The organism is Nocardia niigatensis NBRC 100131, from assembly GCF_000308655.1.
Lineage (GTDB): Bacteria > Actinomycetota > Actinomycetes > Mycobacteriales > Mycobacteriaceae > Nocardia > Nocardia niigatensis.
Genome location: NZ_BAGC01000054.1, coordinates 100,598 through 120,426, shown reverse-complemented (window position 1 = coordinate 120,426; position 19,829 = coordinate 100,598). Strand labels below are relative to the sequence as shown.

At 68.8% G+C, this 19,829-nt stretch carries 23 protein-coding genes; 15 read left to right on the top strand and 8 right to left on the bottom strand.

Features of this window, described 5'->3' with window-relative positions; all coding sequences use genetic code 11:
* Window positions 1-13: 13 nt before the first annotated feature.
* From ON33_RS26155 to ON33_RS44085, 3 genes are all read left to right on the top strand, one after another.
* On the top strand, window positions 14-232 hold the full coding sequence (locus ON33_RS26155; RefSeq protein WP_040861745.1) for an MbtH family protein: 219 nt from the start codon (window positions 14-16) through the stop codon (window positions 230-232).
* Window positions 233-375: 143 nt separating this feature from the next.
* Window positions 376-522, top strand: a complete 147-nt coding sequence (locus ON33_RS41655) for a hypothetical protein (RefSeq protein WP_157184737.1) — start codon at window positions 376-378, stop codon at window positions 520-522.
* A gap of 63 nt (window positions 523-585) precedes the next feature.
* Entirely contained in the window at window positions 586-708 is a 123-nt protein-coding gene (locus ON33_RS44085; RefSeq protein ID WP_281033237.1) for a hypothetical protein, read from the top strand.
* A gap of 196 nt (window positions 709-904) precedes the next feature.
* Here ON33_RS44085 and ON33_RS26150 read toward each other — a convergent pair whose 3' ends face one another.
* Window positions 905-1,363: an ester cyclase gene (locus ON33_RS26150; protein WP_040861744.1), complete on the bottom strand. Its 459-nt coding sequence runs from the start codon at window positions 1,361-1,363 to the stop codon at window positions 905-907.
* A 101-nt stretch (window positions 1,364-1,464) separates the two neighbouring features.
* Between ON33_RS26150 and ON33_RS26145 the strand changes: the two genes are divergently transcribed.
* The gene (locus ON33_RS26145; RefSeq protein ID WP_040861743.1) at window positions 1,465-2,136 is read left to right on the top strand and encodes a TetR/AcrR family transcriptional regulator C-terminal domain-containing protein; all 672 of its coding nucleotides are present in this window, start codon (window positions 1,465-1,467) and stop codon (window positions 2,134-2,136) included.
* Window positions 2,133-2,267: a hypothetical protein gene (locus ON33_RS44080; protein WP_281033236.1), complete on the top strand. Its 135-nt coding sequence runs from the start codon at window positions 2,133-2,135 to the stop codon at window positions 2,265-2,267. Before ON33_RS26145 ends, ON33_RS44080 begins: the two co-directional genes overlap by 4 nt.
* Before the next feature lie 21 nt (window positions 2,268-2,288).
* Here the strand turns inward: ON33_RS44080 and ON33_RS26140 are convergent, their stop codons facing one another.
* A complete protein-coding gene (locus ON33_RS26140; protein ID WP_157184736.1) occupies window positions 2,289-3,185 on the bottom strand; it encodes an esterase/lipase family protein in 897 nt (298 codons plus the stop codon).
* 353 nt (window positions 3,186-3,538) lie between these two features.
* Between ON33_RS26140 and ON33_RS26135 the strand changes: the two genes are divergently transcribed.
* Entirely contained in the window at window positions 3,539-3,850 is a 312-nt protein-coding gene (locus ON33_RS26135; RefSeq protein ID WP_157184735.1) for a hypothetical protein, read from the top strand.
* A gap of 3 nt (window positions 3,851-3,853) precedes the next feature.
* Here ON33_RS26135 and ON33_RS26130 read toward each other — a convergent pair whose 3' ends face one another.
* Window positions 3,854-5,074 (bottom strand): TetR/AcrR family transcriptional regulator, encoded by a 1,221-nt coding sequence (locus ON33_RS26130; protein WP_040861740.1) that lies wholly within the window; start codon window positions 5,072-5,074, stop codon window positions 3,854-3,856.
* Window positions 5,075-5,168: 94 nt separating this feature from the next.
* Here ON33_RS26130 and ON33_RS26125 point away from each other — a divergent pair, with 94 nt between their 5' ends.
* Both ON33_RS26125 and ON33_RS26120 read left to right on the top strand, forming a co-directional pair.
* The gene (locus ON33_RS26125) at window positions 5,169-5,612 is read left to right on the top strand and encodes an SRPBCC family protein (protein ID WP_040861739.1); all 444 of its coding nucleotides are present in this window, start codon (window positions 5,169-5,171) and stop codon (window positions 5,610-5,612) included.
* Between the two features lie 21 nt (window positions 5,613-5,633).
* On the top strand, window positions 5,634-6,398 hold the full coding sequence (locus ON33_RS26120) for an enoyl-CoA hydratase (protein WP_040861738.1): 765 nt from the start codon (window positions 5,634-5,636) through the stop codon (window positions 6,396-6,398).
* A gap of 253 nt (window positions 6,399-6,651) precedes the next feature.
* Here ON33_RS26120 and ON33_RS26115 read toward each other — a convergent pair whose 3' ends face one another.
* On the bottom strand, window positions 6,652-7,242 hold the full coding sequence (locus ON33_RS26115) for an SACE_7040 family transcriptional regulator (RefSeq protein WP_040861737.1): 591 nt from the start codon (window positions 7,240-7,242) through the stop codon (window positions 6,652-6,654).
* Window positions 7,243-7,355: 113 nt separating this feature from the next.
* Here ON33_RS26115 and ON33_RS26110 point away from each other — a divergent pair, with 113 nt between their 5' ends.
* Genes ON33_RS26110 through ON33_RS26085 form a run of 6 tightly spaced genes read left to right on the top strand, consistent with a single transcriptional unit; the run spans window position 7,356 to window position 15,387 of the window.
* Window positions 7,356-8,936: a carboxyl transferase domain-containing protein gene (locus ON33_RS26110; RefSeq protein ID WP_040861736.1), complete on the top strand. Its 1,581-nt coding sequence runs from the start codon at window positions 7,356-7,358 to the stop codon at window positions 8,934-8,936.
* 5 nt (window positions 8,937-8,941) lie between these two features.
* A complete protein-coding gene (locus tag ON33_RS26105) occupies window positions 8,942-10,948 on the top strand; it encodes an acetyl/propionyl/methylcrotonyl-CoA carboxylase subunit alpha (RefSeq protein ID WP_040861775.1) in 2,007 nt (668 codons plus the stop codon).
* Window positions 10,945-12,114: an acyl-CoA dehydrogenase family protein gene (locus ON33_RS26100; RefSeq protein WP_040861735.1), complete on the top strand. Its 1,170-nt coding sequence runs from the start codon at window positions 10,945-10,947 to the stop codon at window positions 12,112-12,114. The genes ON33_RS26105 and ON33_RS26100 overlap by 4 nt, the downstream gene beginning before the upstream one ends.
* Entirely contained in the window at window positions 12,102-12,611 is a 510-nt protein-coding gene (locus ON33_RS26095) for a MaoC family dehydratase (protein WP_040861734.1), read from the top strand. The genes ON33_RS26100 and ON33_RS26095 overlap by 13 nt, the downstream gene beginning before the upstream one ends.
* Entirely contained in the window at window positions 12,608-13,441 is an 834-nt protein-coding gene (locus ON33_RS26090) for an HpcH/HpaI aldolase/citrate lyase family protein (protein WP_040861733.1), read from the top strand. Before ON33_RS26095 ends, ON33_RS26090 begins: the two co-directional genes overlap by 4 nt.
* 11 nt (window positions 13,442-13,452) lie before the next feature.
* On the top strand, window positions 13,453-15,387 hold the full coding sequence (locus ON33_RS26085) for an acetoacetate--CoA ligase (protein WP_040861732.1): 1,935 nt from the start codon (window positions 13,453-13,455) through the stop codon (window positions 15,385-15,387).
* An 11-nt stretch (window positions 15,388-15,398) separates the two neighbouring features.
* Here ON33_RS26085 and ON33_RS26080 read toward each other — a convergent pair whose 3' ends face one another.
* The 4 genes from ON33_RS26080 to ON33_RS26065 all read right to left on the bottom strand — a co-directional run bounded on the left by ON33_RS26080 (window position 15,399) and on the right by ON33_RS26065 (window position 18,590).
* Window positions 15,399-15,824, bottom strand: coding sequence for a DUF4254 domain-containing protein (locus ON33_RS26080; RefSeq protein ID WP_040861731.1), 426 nt, complete (start codon window positions 15,822-15,824; stop codon window positions 15,399-15,401).
* 136 nt (window positions 15,825-15,960) lie between these two features.
* Window positions 15,961-16,740: an SDR family NAD(P)-dependent oxidoreductase gene (locus tag ON33_RS26075; protein WP_040861730.1), complete on the bottom strand. Its 780-nt coding sequence runs from the start codon at window positions 16,738-16,740 to the stop codon at window positions 15,961-15,963.
* Between the two features lie 80 nt (window positions 16,741-16,820).
* Entirely contained in the window at window positions 16,821-17,402 is a 582-nt protein-coding gene (locus ON33_RS26070; protein ID WP_040861729.1) for a TetR/AcrR family transcriptional regulator, read from the bottom strand.
* A 48-nt stretch (window positions 17,403-17,450) separates the two neighbouring features.
* On the bottom strand, window positions 17,451-18,590 hold the full coding sequence (locus ON33_RS26065) for an epoxide hydrolase family protein (RefSeq protein ID WP_040861728.1): 1,140 nt from the start codon (window positions 18,588-18,590) through the stop codon (window positions 17,451-17,453).
* Window positions 18,591-18,682: 92 nt separating this feature from the next.
* Between ON33_RS26065 and ON33_RS26060 the strand changes: the two genes are divergently transcribed.
* A complete protein-coding gene (locus tag ON33_RS26060; RefSeq protein ID WP_040861727.1) occupies window positions 18,683-19,651 on the top strand; it encodes a helix-turn-helix transcriptional regulator in 969 nt (322 codons plus the stop codon).
* Window positions 19,652-19,829 lie beyond the last annotated feature (178 nt).

Below are 19,829 nucleotides of genomic sequence, written 5' to 3'. Positions count from 1 at the left end.
AAAGGCAACCCGAATGAGCAATCCCTTCGATGACGAAAACGCGCAGTTCTACGTACTTGTCAACGAGGAGGCCCAGCATTCGCTGTGGCCGGTGTTCGCCGCCGTGCCCGGCGGCTGGACCGTCGCGCACGGTCCGGCCCGCCGGCAGAGCTGCCTGGACTATGTCGAAGCGCACTGGACCGATATGCGGCCGGCGTCCCTGGTCCAGGCGATGGCGGCCGAAACCGAATAGTTCTGCGGCACAGCAGTTCACAGTCCGGTGGCACTGCAGTTCCGCATCAGAGACCCGGGGTCACATCGGCCCCGTGCGGCGGTCCCGAGAAGAAACAACGAATCGAGGGGGTCTGTCCGCGTCGTGAAAGAAAGGGAAACACCATGACCACCACTCCTCCCCCCACCGGCGGCGGCACCACCGTCGACATCGGCGCCCTGATGACCCAGGTGCTGCAGTTCCTCGGCGCCGGCTCCACCGCGAGCTACAACCCCAAGGGCCCGAAGGCCAAGCGCCGCAACGCGAAGTAATTCGCACTGCCGCTTCGCGAAGAAATTCGCACTGAAGAAAACAATCTCGAAAGGATTCACCCCATGCCTATCTACTCGGGCAGTGGCTTCACCGACCTCCTGATCGCCTTCGCTCACCTCGTGACTTCTGGATCGTCGACGTCGATCACCCAGCCGGGCGCGGGCACCACCACGCCGGTCGTCTAGGAGGCGCGATGTTCAGCGGCAGTGCAATCAACGACCTCTTCGCGATGATGGCGAAGGCGTTGGGCACCGGCTCCTCGTACACCTTCCCGCCGCAGACCACTACGACAACCGCGTAGCGGCCGGTCGGCAGGTGTGACGGCCGCCAGGATCTACCGGTCCTGGCGGCCCCGGGCCCACGACTCCCGGCCGCCGGCGCTCAGTCGACGGCAGGCCAGTCCCAGCCCAGCTGAAGAAACATGCCCAGCCGGTCGCTGACCGCGCGGATCTCGCTGATGCGCGAGTCGGTCAGGGTGAAGATCCAGATCTGCTCGACATCGCGGGTGCGCCCGGTCGGTTCCGGCATCCGGGCGTGCGCGCCGGTGTGGCGGCCGACCACCCGTAGCCGCGCCACGATCCGATCGTCCTCACCGATCAACTCCTGCACCAGGATTCCGCTCTCCTGCTCGCCGGTCGCACTGAAGGCCGCGAGCTGCTGACGGAATCCCTCGATGGCGGCGCCCGGTGCGTCCTCCTCGCCGAAGATCACCTTGTTGTGGTCGATCACCTGCGGGGACAGGTAGCGGACCCATTCGGTCCCGCCCTCGAGGCCGTGGTCGAGCGCGTCGATGAACGCGGTGACGACGGTCCTGTTGCCGGCCGCGGCGGTGGTGGTCATGCGGTTCTCCCTTTCACGATGACTCTTACGTCGTAAGAGTTCGTTGCTGTGGGCTATCGTTCACTTACGACGTAAGAGTTGTCAACCCTGGAAGGAAACCGATGGCCGCCAAGCGCACCCGAGCCGAACGAGCAGGAATTTCCCGCGAGCAGGTGCTCGACGCGGCTCTCGCGTTCGCTGATCGGGACGGACTGGCCGCGCTGTCCATGCGCAAGCTCGGCGCCGAACTCGGCGTCGAGGCCATGACGCTCTACCACTACGTGCCCAACAAGGACGCCCTGCTCGACGGCATGGTCGAACGCGTCATGTCGCAGGCCGACGCCGGATTCGCCGCCGGCCCTTGGCAATCGGCGCTCGGCGACTACGCCCGCGCCCTGCGCGCCGCACTCCTGGAACACCCCGGCGCGCTGCCGCTCATCGCCACGCGCCCCGCCGTCACCCCGAAGACTCTGCACACCGCCGAGCGCGGCCTGAAACTGTTGGTGGCGGCCGGTTTCGAACTCGCCCCCGCCCTCGACGCCCTGAACGCGCTCACCTTGTTCGTGGTGGCCCATGCCAATTCCGAAGCCCGCACCGCCCCGATCGACGAGGCGGGCGAACCGGGCTCGGTCGACTTCCTGAAAACCCTGGACCCGGAGGAATTCCCACTCATCCTGCGGGCCGCGCGCACCGGCGCGGGCACCGACGACAGCGCCCGGTTCGAGTTCGCCGTGACCGCCCTCGTCCACGGGTTCGCCGCCGCCGCGGGACTGCCGGCGATACGCCAGGGGTGACCGCCACACTCGGTCCGGGCAACCGCCTCGGCCACCCCTCGGACATCGCACCCGTGGTCGGCTGGCTGCTCTCCGACGAGGCCGGTCGGGTCTCCGGCCGGACCGGCCGCGCCAACGGGGCCATGTGCTGAGCGGTCGTGGCCCGGGGGCGGTCAGCGTTGCAACTGCTGCAGGACCCAGCCCGCGGTGTTCGTGCTGGACCGGATCAGGGAGTGATCCACCGCCTCCGCATCGGGGAACAGATCCTCGTACACCGCGTTGACGACGCCCGGCTCGTCCAGCGTCGAGCAGGCGGGGGCGGGGGTGGCGAGCTGATCGCGGCGAGTGGCGATCACCGAGTAGGTGACGCCGGGCTGGGTGACCGCGGTGTCGAAAACGGCGTGGTACAGCGCCGACGTCGGGGCCATCTGCATGGCGACGGCCAGATCCTGGGAGCCGGCCGCCAGTAAGGGGGCCAGGAACGGCATCGAGGTCAGCATCTGCACCGGGGTGATCGGCGGATTCGGGATTCCGAGTACGCCGGCGCCGTCGCAGCCGCGCACCTCCGGGGTGAGGAAGACCGCGTGGCTGACCGTCGGTGCTCCGCCGAGCACCTTCAGGTAGTAGTTCGACATGATGCTTCCCGCCGAGTGCGCCACGATCTCGACCTTGTCGGCCCCGGTGGTCTGCCGCACCTTCGCGATGAAATCCGCGACCTGCCGCGCCTCGGCGGCCATGTCGCCGTTCCACCGCTTGTCGTTCGCTATACCGCCCTGGAACAGCAGGGCGCAGTATCCGGCCCCGCGCAGCGCGCCGAGCATGGTGTCCCATTGCGCGGCAGTCTGTTCCGGTGTGCCGTCCGCACCCGGCAGCACCACCACCGGTTCCGGATGCGCCGCCGTCGGCGCGCAATCGATGGCGGGTTCGATGGTGGTCCCCGCCGGGAGCGTGGCGCCGCCGGATCCGGTGTCCGGTGCGGCCTGCGCCGTTCCCGCCGACACCTGCGTCATCCCTGCGGACAGCAGCGCGGTCCCGAGAACGGCAGCGGCGACCTTCGTGGTGATTCCCATGTGCAACAACGCCTTCCGGCCCATATCGTTCAACCCGCCCCGACCGTGCGTGAATGCGCACGCGCACAGCACGATACCGCCGTCCCGAGGCATACGCGTTGCACTGAAGCGAACCGCTTGGTCTTATATCCTGAGTCGAATCGGGCCGGCAATTATTCACCGTCGACCGGTCGCGCTCGTCGGAATCCGGCGCGCGAATTCGACTCGCGCATGCGGAATGCTCCAGAGGCGAATGCGAGGCAAATATATTTGCTCAGAAGAGAAGCCCGATCACCCCGAGAAAGTCCCCGAAACGTGGCGGCGAATGCTTTTGCGGCACGGTCGCTACACCGGGATCGCCAATGGTGACAGTTGTGAGCAGGAGCGAGGATTACGAGGCCGTGCTCGCCGCGTTCACGCGCGCCGGTGCCCGGCCGCCCGATGCCGAGCAATCGCTCACGGGTAGCTATGAGAGGAAGACCATGAGCCGGAGTGACACGGTCGAACCGCACAACAGCGGCCTCTATTGGGACCGCGACGGCGACATCTGGCAGCGGGAGGACGGTGGCTGGCGGCTCATTCTGCAGAGCGGCGTGGCCGTCGATCCGATTTCGCTGTGGGACTGGGACCAGGGCCATGTGTGCGACTACGCGCCCTTCACCCCGATGCGAGCCCTGAGCAGTTAGGCGTCAGGATTCCGGCGTTCCGGCGCCGAAGAGAGTGGCCTCCATCAGCCGGATCACCCTGGGCTGCGGGCAGATCGACGGATGGCCGCCGAACTCCCGGCCCAGGTCCACCACCAGGCCGAAGGCGGCCTGCACCAGGATGCGCGCCTCGCCGTCGGACAGTTCCGGGCGCACCGCCACCAGCAGCCGCACCCACTCGGTCACGATGAGCCGCTGCACATTGCGCAGCATGGTGCGCTCCTCGGGCGCCACATGGCCGAATTCGGCGTAGTACACGAAGGTCAGCTCGCGCTCGGCGAACGACCCCGCGACATACAGGTCCACCAGCTTGCTCATCGCCTCGGCCGGACTCGACGAGGACGCCACCGCCGGGCCGATCGCCCCCGACACCCGATCCGCCGCCCGGCGGAACGCGGCGGCCAGCAGATCGCCCTTGCTGCGGTAATACCTGTACACCGCCGAGGCCGCCGACAGATCAGCCGCCGCCGCGATGTCCTCGACGCTCACATTCGGATAGCCGCGCGCGTGGAACAGTTCGACGGCCTTCTTGAGCAGCAGCTCATGCTTGAAACTCTGCGGGATCTCGACCGCCCGCGGCGCCTCGGCGACGGTCCCCTCCGGCGGCAGCTCGGTCGCGACGATGGCGTCGCAGGCCGAATGCAGCAGGGCCGTCAGCGATTTCGCGGGCAGCGTGGCGTGGTGGTCGCCGATGCTGGAGATGACACTGAGCAGCGACACCGCCCGCACCGCGCGACTGTGCCCGTCGAGTTCGGGCCGCACGTCCGCGATGAGCGCACGCAGCGTGGCCAGCGCCGCGGTGAACTGCTCCTCCAGCGTTCGCCGGTCGGTGTCGTCGAGGTAGCGGCGCTCCCAGCGCACCAGGGTCACGGTGGCGCGATTGGCGATGGTCTCGGCGATCAACCGGTCCAGCACCCGGTCCAGCCGCTCGCGCGGGGACAGGCCCTCGGACTCGTCCGGCGGGGTGGCGGCCGCCGCGGTCAGCTGGGCCAGCCGTAGCAGTTCCTCCCGGAAGAGCGCGTATTTGCTCGGATAGTGGCGATACAGCGCGGCCGAGGAGATGCCGAGCCGCGCGGCGATATCCTCCATGCTCACGCCGTGATAACCGAGCGAACCGAAGGCAGCGGCCGAGGTGGCGGCGATCTGCGCCCGCCGGTTCTTCGGGCGGCGGCGGATCACGCGCTGCGGCTGCTCCTCGACGGTCATAACGCAATGGTAGTCACCAGGCATTTCCGTCGACGCCGCGCCGCCGATCTCGTAGGCTGCGCACAGGATCCGCGTCCATCAGAACGGAGCCGGCATGCGCACGGTTGATGTCGAACGCACCATCGCGGCGCCGCCGCCCGATGTCTTCGACTGGCTCACCGATGTCGCCAATTACCAACGGGTCCCGCTGGTCCGCCGCGTCACGCTGGTGCGCCCCGGTGACAAGGCCGGCAACGGCGTGGGCGCGGTGCGGCTGGTGGTGACCCCGCTGCTGCGCCTCACCGAGGAGATCGTGGAATACGATCCGCCCCGGCTCATGCGCTACCGGTTGCTGAATTCCGTTCCGCCGCTGCGGCATCAGGAGGGCTCCATCACCTGCGAGCCGGTCGCGGCGGGCACCCGGGTGCGCTGGTCGTCCACCTTCGAGATCGCTGCCCCCGTACTCGCGCCGCTGTGGACGCGGATCTTCCTGCCGGTGGTGCACGGCGGTTTCGTGATGGTGCTGCGAACCGCGGAGCGCGAACTCGGCGGACGGTGACGCGGGTTACCATCTGGGGCCATGGCGGAGATCAAGGTGGAGCGCCTGAGCTCAGTGGCGCTCGTAACGGTGCACGACCCAGACAAGCGGAATGCGTTGACGCTGGACCTATCCGCCGATCTCGCGGACGCGGTGGCGGACGCGGAGGCCGACGAATCGGTGCACGCGCTGGTGGTGACCGGTACGCCCCCGGCCTTCTGTGCGGGCGCGAACCTGACCGCCCTGGGTGAGGCGAGGGAAGAGGGCCTGCGGGCCATCTACGAGGGCTTCCTCGCGGTCGCGCGCTGCAAGCTGCCGACGGTCGCCGCGGTCGGCGGCGCGGCGGTCGGCGCGGGCCTGAACCTGGCCCTGGCCGCGGACCTGCGTTTCGCGAATACCAAGGCGCGCTTCGACGCTCGCTTCCTGCGCCTGGGCATCCACCCGGGCGGCGGCATGACCTGGATGCTGCAGCGCGCGGTGGGCCCGCAGCAGGCGACGGCCATGACGCTGTTCGGTGAGGTGCTGGACGCGCAGGCCGCGGAGCGGGCCGGTCTGGTGCACCGCGTCGTGGACGGCGATCACGCCGCCCTGGTGGCCGCCGCGGTCGAATTCGCCGCCGCCACCGCGGAAGTCCCGCGCGAGCTGCTCATCACCACCAAGCGCACCATGCGCGCCACCCGGGCCCTGGCCGCCCACGCCGAGGCGGTGAACACCGAGGTGGTGCCGCAGCTGGCCTCGCTGGAGTCTCCGGAATTCGCCGCCCGGCTGGCCGCGGCGCGGACCCGGATCACCGGTTCGAAGCACTGAGAAGGACAGTGGTGCGGGCGGATTCGCTTCCGCTCGCGCCACCGTCCCCGACCGCGCTCGGGGAGAATCGGCCCGCCACCGCGAGTGCCCCACGCCATGGCGTGGTCGCTGGCTCGTCGGGCTGCGGGGTCACCTCTCCCGACCTCGCTCCGCGTGGGCGGACCATCTCCGCCCGCGCCATATCCATGCCGTGCCAGGGGAATTCAGCCCAGTGCCGATCTCACCCAGCGTCGATCTCAATGCGGTGCCGACCTCACCCCAGGGCAGCGAGCGCCATGCGCCGCAGCACCGGTCGTGCGCGGGTCGCGCTGGCCGGTGCGCTGTGCGGCGTGGAGTTGATCAGGCCGAAAGTCGCGTGCGCCTGCACGCGCGCCGTCTGCTCGGGTAGCTCCGGCCGCAGTTCGCGCAGCACCCCCACCCAGACCTCCACGTACTGCCGCTGGGTGCGCCGCACCTGCCGGCGCGCCGATTCCGGCAGGTTCTCCAGGTCGCGATCCTGGATCCGGATGAGTTCGGGCTCGCCGAGCGCGAAGTCGAGGTGGAAGTCCACCAGTCCGCCCAGCGCCTGCTGGGGCGACTCCGCCGATTCGGCCACCGCCTTGCCGCCGTCGAGCAGCCGCTGACTGATGCCGACCAGCAGCTCGACCAGCAGCGCCTCCTTGTTGGGGAAGTGCCGGTACACCGCGGGCCCGCTGATCCCGGCCGCCGCGCCCAGATCGTCGAGCCGCATGCCCAGGAAACCGCGATCGGCGATGAGCCGCGCCCCGGCCTCCAGCAGTTGCTGTCTGCGCTGGGCTTTGAGCTGCTCACGACGGGTGAGCGTGACGGTTTCCGCAGTGTCCACCGTGGCTCCCTCGCGTCGATGCTGGACAACTCAGTTAGTGAAGATTATCTTATTTTCCAGTTATTGGTGACTAACCGAGCGGACCGGACCGGTCGCACGGGGAGGCGGAGCGAATGACGCTGACCGAAGGCACGCGGACCGGGAACCGGGCCGCACATCTGGCGTTGGTCGACGAGTTGCGGGAGCGGCTGGCCGTCAGCGCACTGGGCGGACCGGAGAAGGCCCGGGAACGGCACCTGGCGCGCGGCAAGCTGCTGCCGCGCCAGCGGGTGGACCAGCTGCTGGACACCGGCAGCCCGTTCCTGGAGCTGTCGCCGCTGGCGGCCAACGGCATGTACGACGACCAGTCGCCGGGCGCGGGCGTCATCGGCGGCATCGGCCGGGTCTCCGGGCGCGAGTGCGTGATCATCGCCAACGACGCGACGGTCAAGGGCGGCACCTACTACCCGATGACCGTCAAGAAGCACCTGCGGGCCCAGGAGGTGGCGCTGCAGAACAACCTGCCGTGCATCTACCTGGTCGACTCCGGCGGGGCCTACCTGCCGCGCCAGGACGAGGTGTTCCCCGACCGCGAGCACTTCGGCCGCATCTTCTACAACCAGGCGAACATGAGCGCCAGGGGGATCGCGCAGATCTCCGCGGTGCTCGGCTCCTGCACCGCCGGCGGCGCGTACGTCCCCGCCATGAGCGACGAGACCGTCATCGTGCGCAATCAGGGCACCATCTTCCTGGGCGGCCCGCCGCTGGTGAAGGCGGCCACCGGCGAGGTCGTCACCGCCGAGGAGCTGGGCGGCGGCGATCTGCACTCGCGCACCTCGGGCGTCACCGACCACCTGGCCGAGAGCGATCAGGACGCGCTGCGCATCGTGCGCAATATCGTGGCCACCCTCGGCCCGAAGACCCCGACGCCGTGGGACGTGGTCCCGACCATCGATCCGATCGCGCCGCAGGACGAGCTGTACGACGTGGTGCCGGTCGACCTGCGCACCCCCTACGACGTCCGCGAGGTCATCACCCGCATCATCGACGGTGGCGAATTCCAGGAGTTCAAGGCCGAATACGGCAAGACCCTGGTCACCGGCTTCGCCCACATCCACGGCCACCCGGTCGGCATCGTGGCCAACAACGGCGTGCTGTTCAGCGAATCCGCCATGAAGGGCGCGCATTTCATCGAACTGTGCGACAAGCGCAAGATCCCGCTGCTGTTCCTGCAGAACATCACCGGCTTCATGGTCGGGCGCGACTACGAGGCGGGCGGCATCGCCAAGCACGGCGCCAAGATGGTGACCGCGGTGGCGTGCGCCCGGGTGCCCAAGCTGACCGTGGTCATCGGCGGCTCCTACGGCGCGGGCAACTACTCCATGTGCGGGCGCGCGTATTCGCCGCGCTTCCTGTGGATGTGGCCCAATGCCCGCATCTCGGTCATGGGCGGCGAGCAGGCGGCGTCGGTGCTGGCCACCGTGCGCGGCGAAGCGCAGGGAGGTGGAGCGCAGTCCGAGGCGGATCTGGAGGCGTTCAAGGCCCCGATCCGTGAGCAGTACGAACACCAGGGCAACCCGTACTACTCCACGGCCCGGCTCTGGGACGACGGCGTCATCGACCCGGCCGACACCAGAACCGTTGTCGGCCTTGCCCTCTCGGTCTGCGCGCAGGCCCCGCTCGAGCCCATCTCCTACGGCGTCTTCCGGATGTGATGACCATGATGAACAGCGCACTACCTGTTGCCTTCGACACCGTGCTGGTCGCCAATCGCGGCGAGATCGCGGTGCGGGTCATTCACACCCTGCGGGCCATGGGAATTCGATCGGTCGCGGTCTACAGCGACGCCGACGCCGGCGCCCGCCACGTCCGCGAGGCCGACACCGCGGTCCGCCTCGGTCCCGCCCCCGCGCGCGAGTCCTACCTGAGCATCGACAAGGTGGTCGCGGCCGCCGTGCGCTCCGGCGCGCAGGCCGTGCACCCGGGATACGGCTTCCTGTCCGAGAATTCGGCCTTCGCGGCCGCGCTCGAGGCGGCGGGCATCGCCTTCCTGGGCCCGTCCGCCCGCGCCATCGAGGTGATGGGTGACAAGATCACCGCCAAGAACGCGGTCGCCGAATACGGCGTGCCCGTGGTGCCCGGCATCGCCCGGCCCGGCCTCACCGACGCCGAATTGATCGACGCCGCAACGGAGATCGGCTACCCGGTGCTGGTGAAGCCTTCCGCCGGTGGCGGCGGCAAGGGCATGCGCCGGGTCGATGATCCGGCCGATCTGCCCGCCGCCCTGGCCAGCGCCCGGCGCGAGGCCGGCGCGGCCTTCGGCGACGACACCCTCTTCCTGGAACGTTTCGTCACCCGCCCGCGCCACATCGAGGTGCAGATCCTGGCCGACCAGTTCGGCCACGTGCTGCACCTGGGTGAACGCGAGTGCAGCCTGCAGCGCCGCCACCAGAAGGTGATCGAGGAGGCCCCCTCTCCGCTGTTGGACGCGGAGACCCGCGCCCGGATCGGCGCGGCCGCCTGCAATACCGCGCGCAGTGTCGACTATGTCGGCGCGGGCACCGTGGAGTTCATCGTCTCCGCCGACCGGCCGGAGGAGTTCTTCTTCATGGAGATGAACACCCGCCTGCAGGTCGAACACCCGGTCACCGAGCTGGTCACCGGTGTCGACCTGGTGGAATGCCAGGTCCGGATCGCGGCCGGGCAGAAGCTGGCGGCCGCCCAGGACGACATCCGCCTCACCGGCCATGCCATCGAGGCGCGCGTCTACGCCGAGGATCCGGGTCGCGACTTCCTGCCCACCGGCGGCACCGTGCTCGCGTTGTCGGAGCCGGAAGGTCCCGGCGTGCGGGTGGATTCGGGCCTGCGCGCGGGCACCGTGGTCGGCACCGACTACGACCCGATGCTGTCCAAGGTCATCGCCCACGCCGCCGACCGCACCGCCGCCATCGCCAAACTCGATGCGGCCCTGCGGGATACCCAGATCCTGGGCGTGCGCACCAACACCGATTTCGCGCGCTTCCTGCTGGCCGACCCGGATGTGCTCGCCGGACGGCTCGACACCGGACTGCTGGATCGTCGCGCCGCCGATTTCGCGCCCGCGCCGGTCACCGACGGGCAGTTCATCGCCGCGGCCGCGCAGCTCTGGCTGGACCGCTGGCCGGCCGGCCCGGTCGATCCGTGGCAGCAGCCCACCGGCTGGCGGGTCGGCGCGCACACGCCCACCGGCATTCGCCTGATCGGCGGCGACCGCACCGCGCACGTGTACCTGGCCGGCACCCCGGACCGGGCCACTGCCTGGGTCGAGGGCGGCGAGAAGCGCACCCTGACAGTCGAATCCGACGGTGACGCGCTCGCCCTGGTGCTCGACGGTCTGCGCACCCGCTACCGGGTCGCCGCGCAGCCCGGCCGCATCTGGGTCGCCGACCGCACCGGCACCGCCCTGCTGCGCGAGGTCGCCGAGGCCGATGTGCGCGGCGGTGACGCCCATGTCGGCGACGCCGAGATCCAGAGCCCCATGCCGGGTTCGGTCATCGCCACCCCCGCCGCCGACGGCGACCTGGTCGCCGCGGGCACGCCCATCGTGGTGGTGGAGGCCATGAAGATGGAACACACCCTCACCGCACCCATTGCCGGTCGCGTCGAACTGCTGGTCGAGCCCGGCGCGCAGGTGAAACTCGAACAGCCGCTGGCTCGCATCATCGCCGAGGAGAACACCCAGTCATGACCGACTTCCTGTCCACCGGAACCCTGCCGGACGAGTACCGCGACCTCGCGCTCACCGTCCGCGATTTCGCCAACCAGGTGGTGGCCCCGGTCGCCGCCAAGCACGACGCCGAGCACAGCTTCCCCTACGAGGTGGTCGCGGGCATGGCCGACATGGGCCTGTTCGGCCTGCCGTTCCCCGAGGAGTTCGGCGGCATGGGCGGCGACTACTTCGCCCTCTGCCTGGCCCTCGAGGAGCTCGGCAAGGTCGACCAGAGCGTGGCCATCACCCTGGAGGCGGGCGTCTCGCTGGGCGCCATGCCGATCTACCGCTTCGGCAACGACAAGCAGAAGGCGGAGTGGCTGCCGCTGCTGGCCAGCGGGCGCGCGCTGGGCGCGTTCGGCCTCACCGAGCCGGGCGCCGGCAGTGACGCGGGCGGCACCCGGACCACCGCGCGGCTGGACGGCGACAGCTGGATCATCAACGGCTCCAAGCAGTTCATCACCAACTCGGGCACCGACATCACCCGGCTGGTGACGGTCACCGCGGTCACTGGCGAAGTGGACGGCAAGAAGGAGATCTCGACGATCATCGTGCCGGCCGACACTCCCGGCTTCACCGCCGAGCCCGCCTACAACAAGGTCGGCTGGAACGCCTCCGACACCCACCCGCTCAGCTTCGACGACGTCCGGGTGCCCGCCGAGAACCTGCTCGGCGAGCGCGGCCGCGGCTACGCCAACTTCCTGCGCATCCTCGACGAGGGCCGGATCGCCATCGCGGCGCTGTCGGTCGGTGCGGCCCAGGGCTGTGTGAACGAGAGCGTGCGCTACGCCAAGGAACGGGAAGCCTTCGGCCGCCCCATCGGCACCAACCAGGCCATCGCCTTCAAGATCGCCCGCATGGAGGCGCGCGCCCACATGGCCCGCACCGCCTACTACGACGCGGCCGCACTCATGCTGTCCGGCAAGCCTTTCAAGAAGCAGGCCGCCATCGCGAAGCTGGTCGCCAGCGAGGCCGCCATGGACAATGCCCGCGACGCCACACAGATCTTCGGTGGCTACGGCTTCATGAACGAATATGCTGTGGCCCGGCACTATCGCGACAGCAAGATCCTGGAAATCGGTGAGGGCACCACGGAGGTGCAGTTGATGCTGATCGGGCGGGAGCTCGGGCTGTGGCAGACGTAGCCCCGAAGCGGGTTGTCCAGCGCGGCTTGTGGTTCGACGAGTTCGAGATCGGCGTGGTGTACGAGCACCGGCCCGGTCGCACCATCACCGAGGCCGACAATGTGCTGTTCACGACGCTGACCATGAACACGCAAGCGCTGCACCTGGATGCCGCGTTCTCCGAGGCGCTGCCGCCGTTCCATCAGCGGCTGGTGAACTCCATGTTCACGCTGTCCACCCTGGTCGGCCTGTCGGTGGCGCAGCTGACCCAGGGCACCATCGTGGCCAACCTCGGCTTCTCCGAGATCGCCTTCCCCAAGCCGCTCTTCCACGGGGACACCCTGTACGCGGAGACCGTGGTCACCGACCTGCGCGAGTCCAAGAGCCGCCCGGGCGAGGGCATCGTGACCTTCGCGCACACCGGGCGCAACCAGCACGGTGACATCGTGGCCACCGCGACCCGCAAGACCCTGGTGAGGCGGAGTCCCGCAGCCGGCTCGCCGGAGGACCCCGCATGAGTTGGGAAATGCCCGGCCCCGCTTGGCTGTTCTGCCCCGCGGACCGGCCCGAGCGCTACGGCAAGGCCCTCGCCGCGGCCGACGTGGTGATCCTCGACCTCGAGGACGGCGTCGCCGAGTCCGACAAGGCGGCGGCCCGCGAGGCGCTCATCGACACCCCGCTGGATCCCGAACGCACCATTGTCCGGGTCAATGCCGCGGGCACCTTCGAGCACATGCTCGACCTGGACGCTCTGGTGCGCACCGGGTACCGGCGCATCATGCTGCCCAAATGCGAATCGGCCGAACAGATCACGCGGCTCGCCGACTACGAGGTGATCGCGCTCATCGAATCCCCGCTGGGCGCGCTCGCCGTCGGCCGGGCGGTCATGGTGCGCAATGCCATCGGCGTCATGTGGGGCGCCGAGGACCTGGTCGCCGCGCTCGGCGGCAACTCCAGCCGGCACGCCGACGGCGGCTACCGGGACGTGGCGCGGCACGTGCGCTCCCAATCCCTGCTGGCAGCCAAGGCCTACGGCAAGTTCGCGCTGGACTCGGTGTTCCTGGACATCCCGGATCTGACCGGGCTGGCCGCCGAATCGGAGGACGCGGTCGCCATCGGCTTCGACGCCAAGGTGGCCATCCACCCCAGCCAGGTGCCGGTGATCCGGACCGCCTACGCGCCGACGGCCCGCGAAGTCGACTGGGCGCGCAGACTATTGGCGGAAGCGCCGAATCATCGAGGTGTCTTCACCTTCGAGGGGCGCATGGTGGACATGCCGGTCATCCGGCATGCCGAGCGAATCGTGCAGCGGGCCGCCACGGCCGGCGGCGCGGGACTCGCATCGTAGGAGGGATTGCGGTGGAACCACAGTGGGTGCCGGGCGACCGGGACATCGCCGAGGCGCAGGTGACGAGCTTCGCGCTGTTCGTCGAGAAGCGCACCGGGCTGTCCCTGCCGGACTATCGAGCCCTGTGGCAGTGGTCGGTGGACGATCTGCCCGGCTTCTGGGGCGCGGTCTGGGACTACTTCGATCTCGGCGAGCGGTCCGACGAGGTGCTGGCGAGTACGGAAATGCCCGGCGCGCAGTGGTTCCCGGGTACCACGCTGAACTATGTCGGGCAGGTGATGCGGCAGGTCCGCGACGACCGGCCCGCCATCCTGTCCGTCGACGAGACCGGTGAGATCACCGAGATCTCCTGGGCCGCGATGATCGCCACCGCCGCCGCCTTCGCCCGCACCCTGCGCGCGCTGGGCGTCGGACCCGGCGACCGGGTCGCCGGATACCTGCCGAACATCCCCGAGGCCGTCATCGCCTTCCTGGCCACCGCCAGCATCGGGGCCGTCTGGAGTGCCTGCGGCCAGGACTACTCCGCCCACGCCGCGCTCGACCGGCTCGGGCAGCTGGAACCGAAGGCCCTGGTCACCGCGGACGGCTACCGGTTCGGCGGCAAGGCGCACGACAAGACCGCCGATATCGCCGCCCTGCGCGCCGGGTTGCCCTCGCTGGCGGCGACCGTGCTGGTGCCGCGCCTCGGCCTCACCGTGCCGGACACCCTGGCCTGGGAGAGCGCCGATCCCGGTGACGGGTTCGTCGAACTCGCCATCGAGGAGGTGGAATTCGCGCACCCGCTGTGGGTGCTGTACTCCTCCGGCACCACCGGCAAGCCCAAGGGCATCGTGCACGGGCACGGCGGCGTCATGCTCGAGCATCTCAAAGCCGTAGCCCTGCAATCGGATATCGGACCGGAGGACACCTTCTTCTGGTACACCAGCCCGAGCTGGATGATGTGGAACTTCCAGGTCGCCGGGTTGCTGGTGGGCGCGACCATCGTCTGCTACGACGGGAGCCCCGCCGCGCCCACGCCGGATGCGCTGTGGCAGTTGGCCTCCCGCACCAGAGCGACCGTGCTCGGCACCAGCCCCGGCTATGTGCTGGCCTGCGCCAAGGCCGGATCCGTGCCGCGCACCGACCATGACCTGTCGGCGCTCCGGCTGGTCGGCATCACCGGCTCGTCGCTGCCGCCCTCGTCCTCGCTGTGGTTGCGCGACAATGTCGGCGAGCAGGTGCCGGTGGCCTCGATCAGCGGTGGCACCGATGTGGTGTCCGCCTTCATCGGCGGCGTCCGCACCGTGCCCGTCTGGCCCGGCGAACTGTCGGCGCCGTATCTCGGTGTGGCCCTCGACGCCTGGGACGAGCAGGGTAACCCGGTGCGCGACGAGGTCGGCGAACTGGTCATCACCAAGCCCATGCCGTCCATGCCGGTGTCCTTCTGGAACGACCCGGACGGGTCCCGGTACCGCGACGCGTACTTCGAGATGTTCCCCGGCGTGTGGCGGCACGGCGACTGGATCACCATCACCGAGCGCGACAGCATCGTGGTGCACGGCCGCTCCGATTCCACCCTGAATCGACAGGGCATCCGCATGGGCAGCGCCGACATCTATCAGGTGGTGGAACGCATTCCGGAAATCGCCGAGGCACTGGTCATCGGCGCCGAACAACCGGACGGCGGTTACTGGATGCCGTTGTTCGTGGTGCTGACCCCCGGGGCCGAATTGACCGACGAACTCCGGTCCCGGATCAATGCCACTATTCGCGCCGAGGTGTCTCCGCGGCACGTGCCGGACGAAATCATCGCGGCTCCCGGCATTCCGCACACCCGCACCGGCAAGAAACTGGAAGTGCCGATCAAGAAACTGTTCCAGGGCGCCGAGGTGTCCACGGTGGTGGCCCCCACGGCCGTCGACGTCCCCGAACTCCTGGACTGGTACGCGGCGCGCAAGCCGGAATGAGTCGCGGATTGTCAGTGTGCGCCGGGTAAACGCCGCCGTCCGGTGCACACCTCCGACGCCAAATCCTCATAGCCGACCGCCAATTCGGCCAGATGCTCCCAGGCAATGGTGAGTTCCCGGCCGGATTCGCGCGCCAGCGCCGCATAGGCCGTGGCGGTGAACCGGGCCAGCCGATCGATGACCGCGCCCAGGGTTTCGGTGTGCACCCGGGCCGCGCCGTGCGACGGCGGCAATTGCGCGGTCACCCAGCAGTCGATCTCGTGAACCAAATCCGTTCGGATGGTGTCGAGTTCGATCAGCTGCGCCGGTTCGGCATTGAGCAGGCGCTCGTGCAGCGCGGTCAGATCGTGCGCCGCACGTAGTAATGGATGCCCCGGCTGATCAGAACCTCGACAAGCCTGAAGGACCTGGTTCTTGGACGGCAGTGTGTCCCTCATCGCGACTCCTATAACGCGACCTGCGAATTCCCAGCACGTTAGTCAGCGCAGATGACAAGGACATGACTGCCGGTTCAACAGCCCACTTCGATTCCGCTATTGGAAGCTCGCCGTGCCCGGAGGGCAAACGGTGAGCTCAGGCTGTGGCGCCGCCATCGATGACCAGATCGTGCCCGATGACGAAAGCGGATTCCGGGGAGGCCAGCCACACCACGGCCGCCGCGATCTCGGCCGGATCCGCGACCCGGCCCAGCGGAATCGCCGAGGCCACCCGCGCATCGCGATCGGAACGAGATTCACCCGGGCGGAACGACATTCGCGTATCCGTCGCACCCGGGCTGACCGCATTGATGCGAATGCCGTCACCGATATGGTCACGCGCCGCGGTCTGGGTCAGCACGCTCACCGCCGCTTTGGACGCCGCGTAGGCGGCCAGCCCCGGGCGGCGGCCGTGGGTGCCGATATTCGAGGCCATATTCACGATGACGCCGCCGCCATTGGCGCGCATATGGGCGATCTCATGTTTCATGGACAGGAAAACGCCGGTCAGGTTGACGTCCAGCACTCGATGCCAGTCAGCGTCCTCCAATTCGCCGACCGGGGCGGGGGTGCCCAGAATTCCGGCATTGTTGAAGGCCACGTCCAGGCCGCCGTGCCGGCGCACGACCTCCTCGACCATGGCCGCGACCTGGTAGCTGTCGGTCACGTCGGCGACCACCCAGTCCACCTCTCCGCCCCGGTCCACCTTGCGGCCAGTCGGCCGGGCCTGCGCGGCCGCGGCGGCCAGCTGGTCCGCGTCCCGGCCCGCCAGCACCACGATGGCCCCGAGTTCGGCGAACGCCTGGGCGGTCGCGCCCGCGATCGTGCCCGCGCCACCGGTGATCAGCACAGTTTTGTCATCGAATCGGGTGCTCATGACCGTCCCTGACTCCTTTGGAGAATGATCGTTCTTGAATTCGGGCAGTGAGGAAAGCTGTGGATGAATGGGAAACCTGTTCAGCCGAGCACGGATACGGCCACTCGCGCCGCATCCCGCAGGCGCGCAGCCGAATCCGGTGTTCGCTCGAGAACGCGGACGCCCTGGAAGAAGACCAGCAGGAATCGGGCGAGTGCGCGCGGGTTCGCATCGGCGGCCAATTCGCCCTGTGCGCGAGCGCGCAGGAGCGCGGAGGTCAGTGTTGTCTCGAGGTGAGCCCAGCTGGCCTCCACGAGCCGCGCGACCGCCTCGTCGCGATGCGCCAACTCGACCGCGCTGTTCACGACGAGGCAGCCCAGAGATGAATCGGGACTGGAGGCTTCGCGCACATACCGCTGCACGAGTGCTCGCACCGCGGGCAGGACGGGGCCGGGCTGCGACAGCTCGTCCATGATCACCGGATCGGTGGTCTCGAGGTACTGCCGGAGTGCCTTCAGGTAGAGGTCGCGCTTGCCACCGAAGGTCGAGTAGATACTCGCTCGGGCAATCCCAAGATGCTCAACCAGATCCGACATGGACGTCGCCTCATAGCCGCGCTCCCAAAACAATTCGAGAGCTCGGCGGAGCACCTGGTCGGGATCGAACTCCTTGGTCCTCGCCATGCCGAGGACACTACGACTTTCAAGATCAATCGGTCAAATATGGCAGGCTCAGCGGATCTTGCCGAAGAACGCCTGAATATCGGCCGCGTGCGCCCGGGGCACATCCATGGCGAGGAAGTGGTTGCCGGTATTGCCCTCGGGCCAGTGCACGATGGTGTTGTCGCGCTCGGCGAGCCGGCGCATGAGCGGCGAGCCCCCGGCGTAGACGCCCACCGGGACCAGCTTCTGGCCGGACGGCCACACGAAACCGTCGTCGCCGAGCCCGTTGTACATGGGCCACGACGAGGTGGCGGCGGTATCGGAGAACCAGTAGACGCTGACATTGGTCAGCAGCTGGTCGCGGTCAACCGCATCCTCGAGCCGGTCGGCCAGCGGCGAGAATTCGTGGAACTTGTGGACCATCCAGGCGAGCAGGCCGACGGGGGAGTCGGTCCAGGCGTGCGCGAAGGTCTGCGGCGCCTGACGCAGCAGGACGTGATGATTCACGCCGGACCGCCACTTCTGCATGAGATCCCATTCGGCGCGTTCCTCGGCCGTCATGGTCGGGACGTCCGCCTCGGTGGGCAGGCCGATGCCGCCGTCGATGTGCACGCCGATCAGGTGGCCCGGGTCGGCGATCGCCATCTCCTGCACCACGTACGCGCCCAGATCGCCGCCCTGTGCGCCGTAGCGGTCGTAACCCAGACGGGCCATCAGCTCCACCCACATGTGTGCCACGTGACGTGGCCGCATGCCCGGCTCGCGCGGCGCTTCGGAGAATCCGAAACCCGGCACCGAGGGAATCACGACATGGAACGCCTGCGTCGCCTCCAGGCCGTGTGCGCGCGGATTCGTCAGCAGCGGAATTGTTTTCGTGAACTCCACCAAACTGTTCGGCCAGCCGTGGGTGAGGATGAGCGGCAACGCGTCCGGGTCCTCCGAGCGCACGTGCAGGAAGTGCACGTCCAGCCCGTCGATCTCGGTCAGGAATTGCGGGAACTCGTTGAGTGCGGCTTCCTGTGCGCGCCAGTCGAATTCGGTGTGCCAATGCTCGGCCAGCTCGCGCAGATAGTCCACCGGGACGCCGCGCTCCCAACCCTGGCCCGGGAGTTGCCGGGTCCAGCGGGCCCGCGCCAGCCGGTCCATGAGGTCATCGAGATCGGACTGCGGCACGGCGATACGAAACGGACGGATATCGGCGGTGGTCATCGTGACTCCTGACGTCGGGTGAGCGATCCGCTGATCACGCTAGAAACCATCCAGGACTAATCTCGTCCTACTTCGAACGGAGGATGTCGGGTATGAGCGACACGTCGGCACGACTGCTGCGGCTGCTGTCACTGCTGCAGACCCCACGCGAATGGCCCGGCAGCGAACTTGCCGACCGCCTCGGCGTCACCGATCGGACCGTCCGCCGCGACATCGACCGCCTCCGTGGCCTGGGCTACCCCGTCGAGGCCACCATGGGCGCCACCGGCGGCTACCGCCTGGTCGCCGGGGCCGCCATGCCGCCGCTGCTGGTCGACGACGAGGAGGCCGTCGCCATCGCCGTCGGACTCCGGGCTGCCGCGGGCTCCGCCATCGCCGGCATCGAGGAGGCTTCGGTCCGCGCCCTCGCCAAGATCGAACAGGTCCTGCCCGCCACACTCCGCCGCCGCGTGCGAGTCCTGGGGGCGGCCACCGTCACGCCCCGCACGGGCGCGAACCCTGTCGACCCCGAGTTGCTCACCGCCCTGGCCGCGGCCGTGACCAACAAGGAGCGAGTGCGTTTCGCCTACGAAGCCGCCGACGGCTCCGAAACCCGCCGCAACACCGAGCCCGTGGGCCTGGTCCCGCACAAACACCGCTGGTACCTGGTCGCCTTCGACCTCGACCGCAATGACTGGCGAGTCTTCCGCGCCGACCGAATCCACCGAGTGCACGCCACCGGCGCCCGCTTCACCCCACGCGACCTTCCCGCCGCCAACCCCGCCGCGTACGTGACCGGTGCGCGAACCGACTGGCGCACACCGACATTGCACTTCCTCGTCGACATCGCCGCTCCCGCCGAAGTCGTCATCGGTCGTCTGGGCGAAGGCCCCGGCGACGTCGTCCCGCACGGACCCGACACCTGCGCCCTGGACATGAACAGAGACGACCTCCCCGAATGGGTGGCCCATCGCCTCCTGGAGTTGGGCGCCGACATCAAGGTGCACAGCCCCGCCCAGCTGACCGAAGCCATCCGAACCATCCGCGATCGCGCCGCCCGCGCGATAGATGGCAAAAGCTGATCTGTCGGCCGGTCCGGCTGGGGTTCACCGCACTGCCCGGTCGTGGCGCTGGCGACTTGATAGGAGCCTGTGCCCGCAGGAACGGTACGACGTCTTTCGCCGCACTGCCCTTCGGAAGGGAGCGGTCGCAAGCCTCGATGATCAGCCGTGAATCCAACGCCGACAGCTGCCTTTTGCA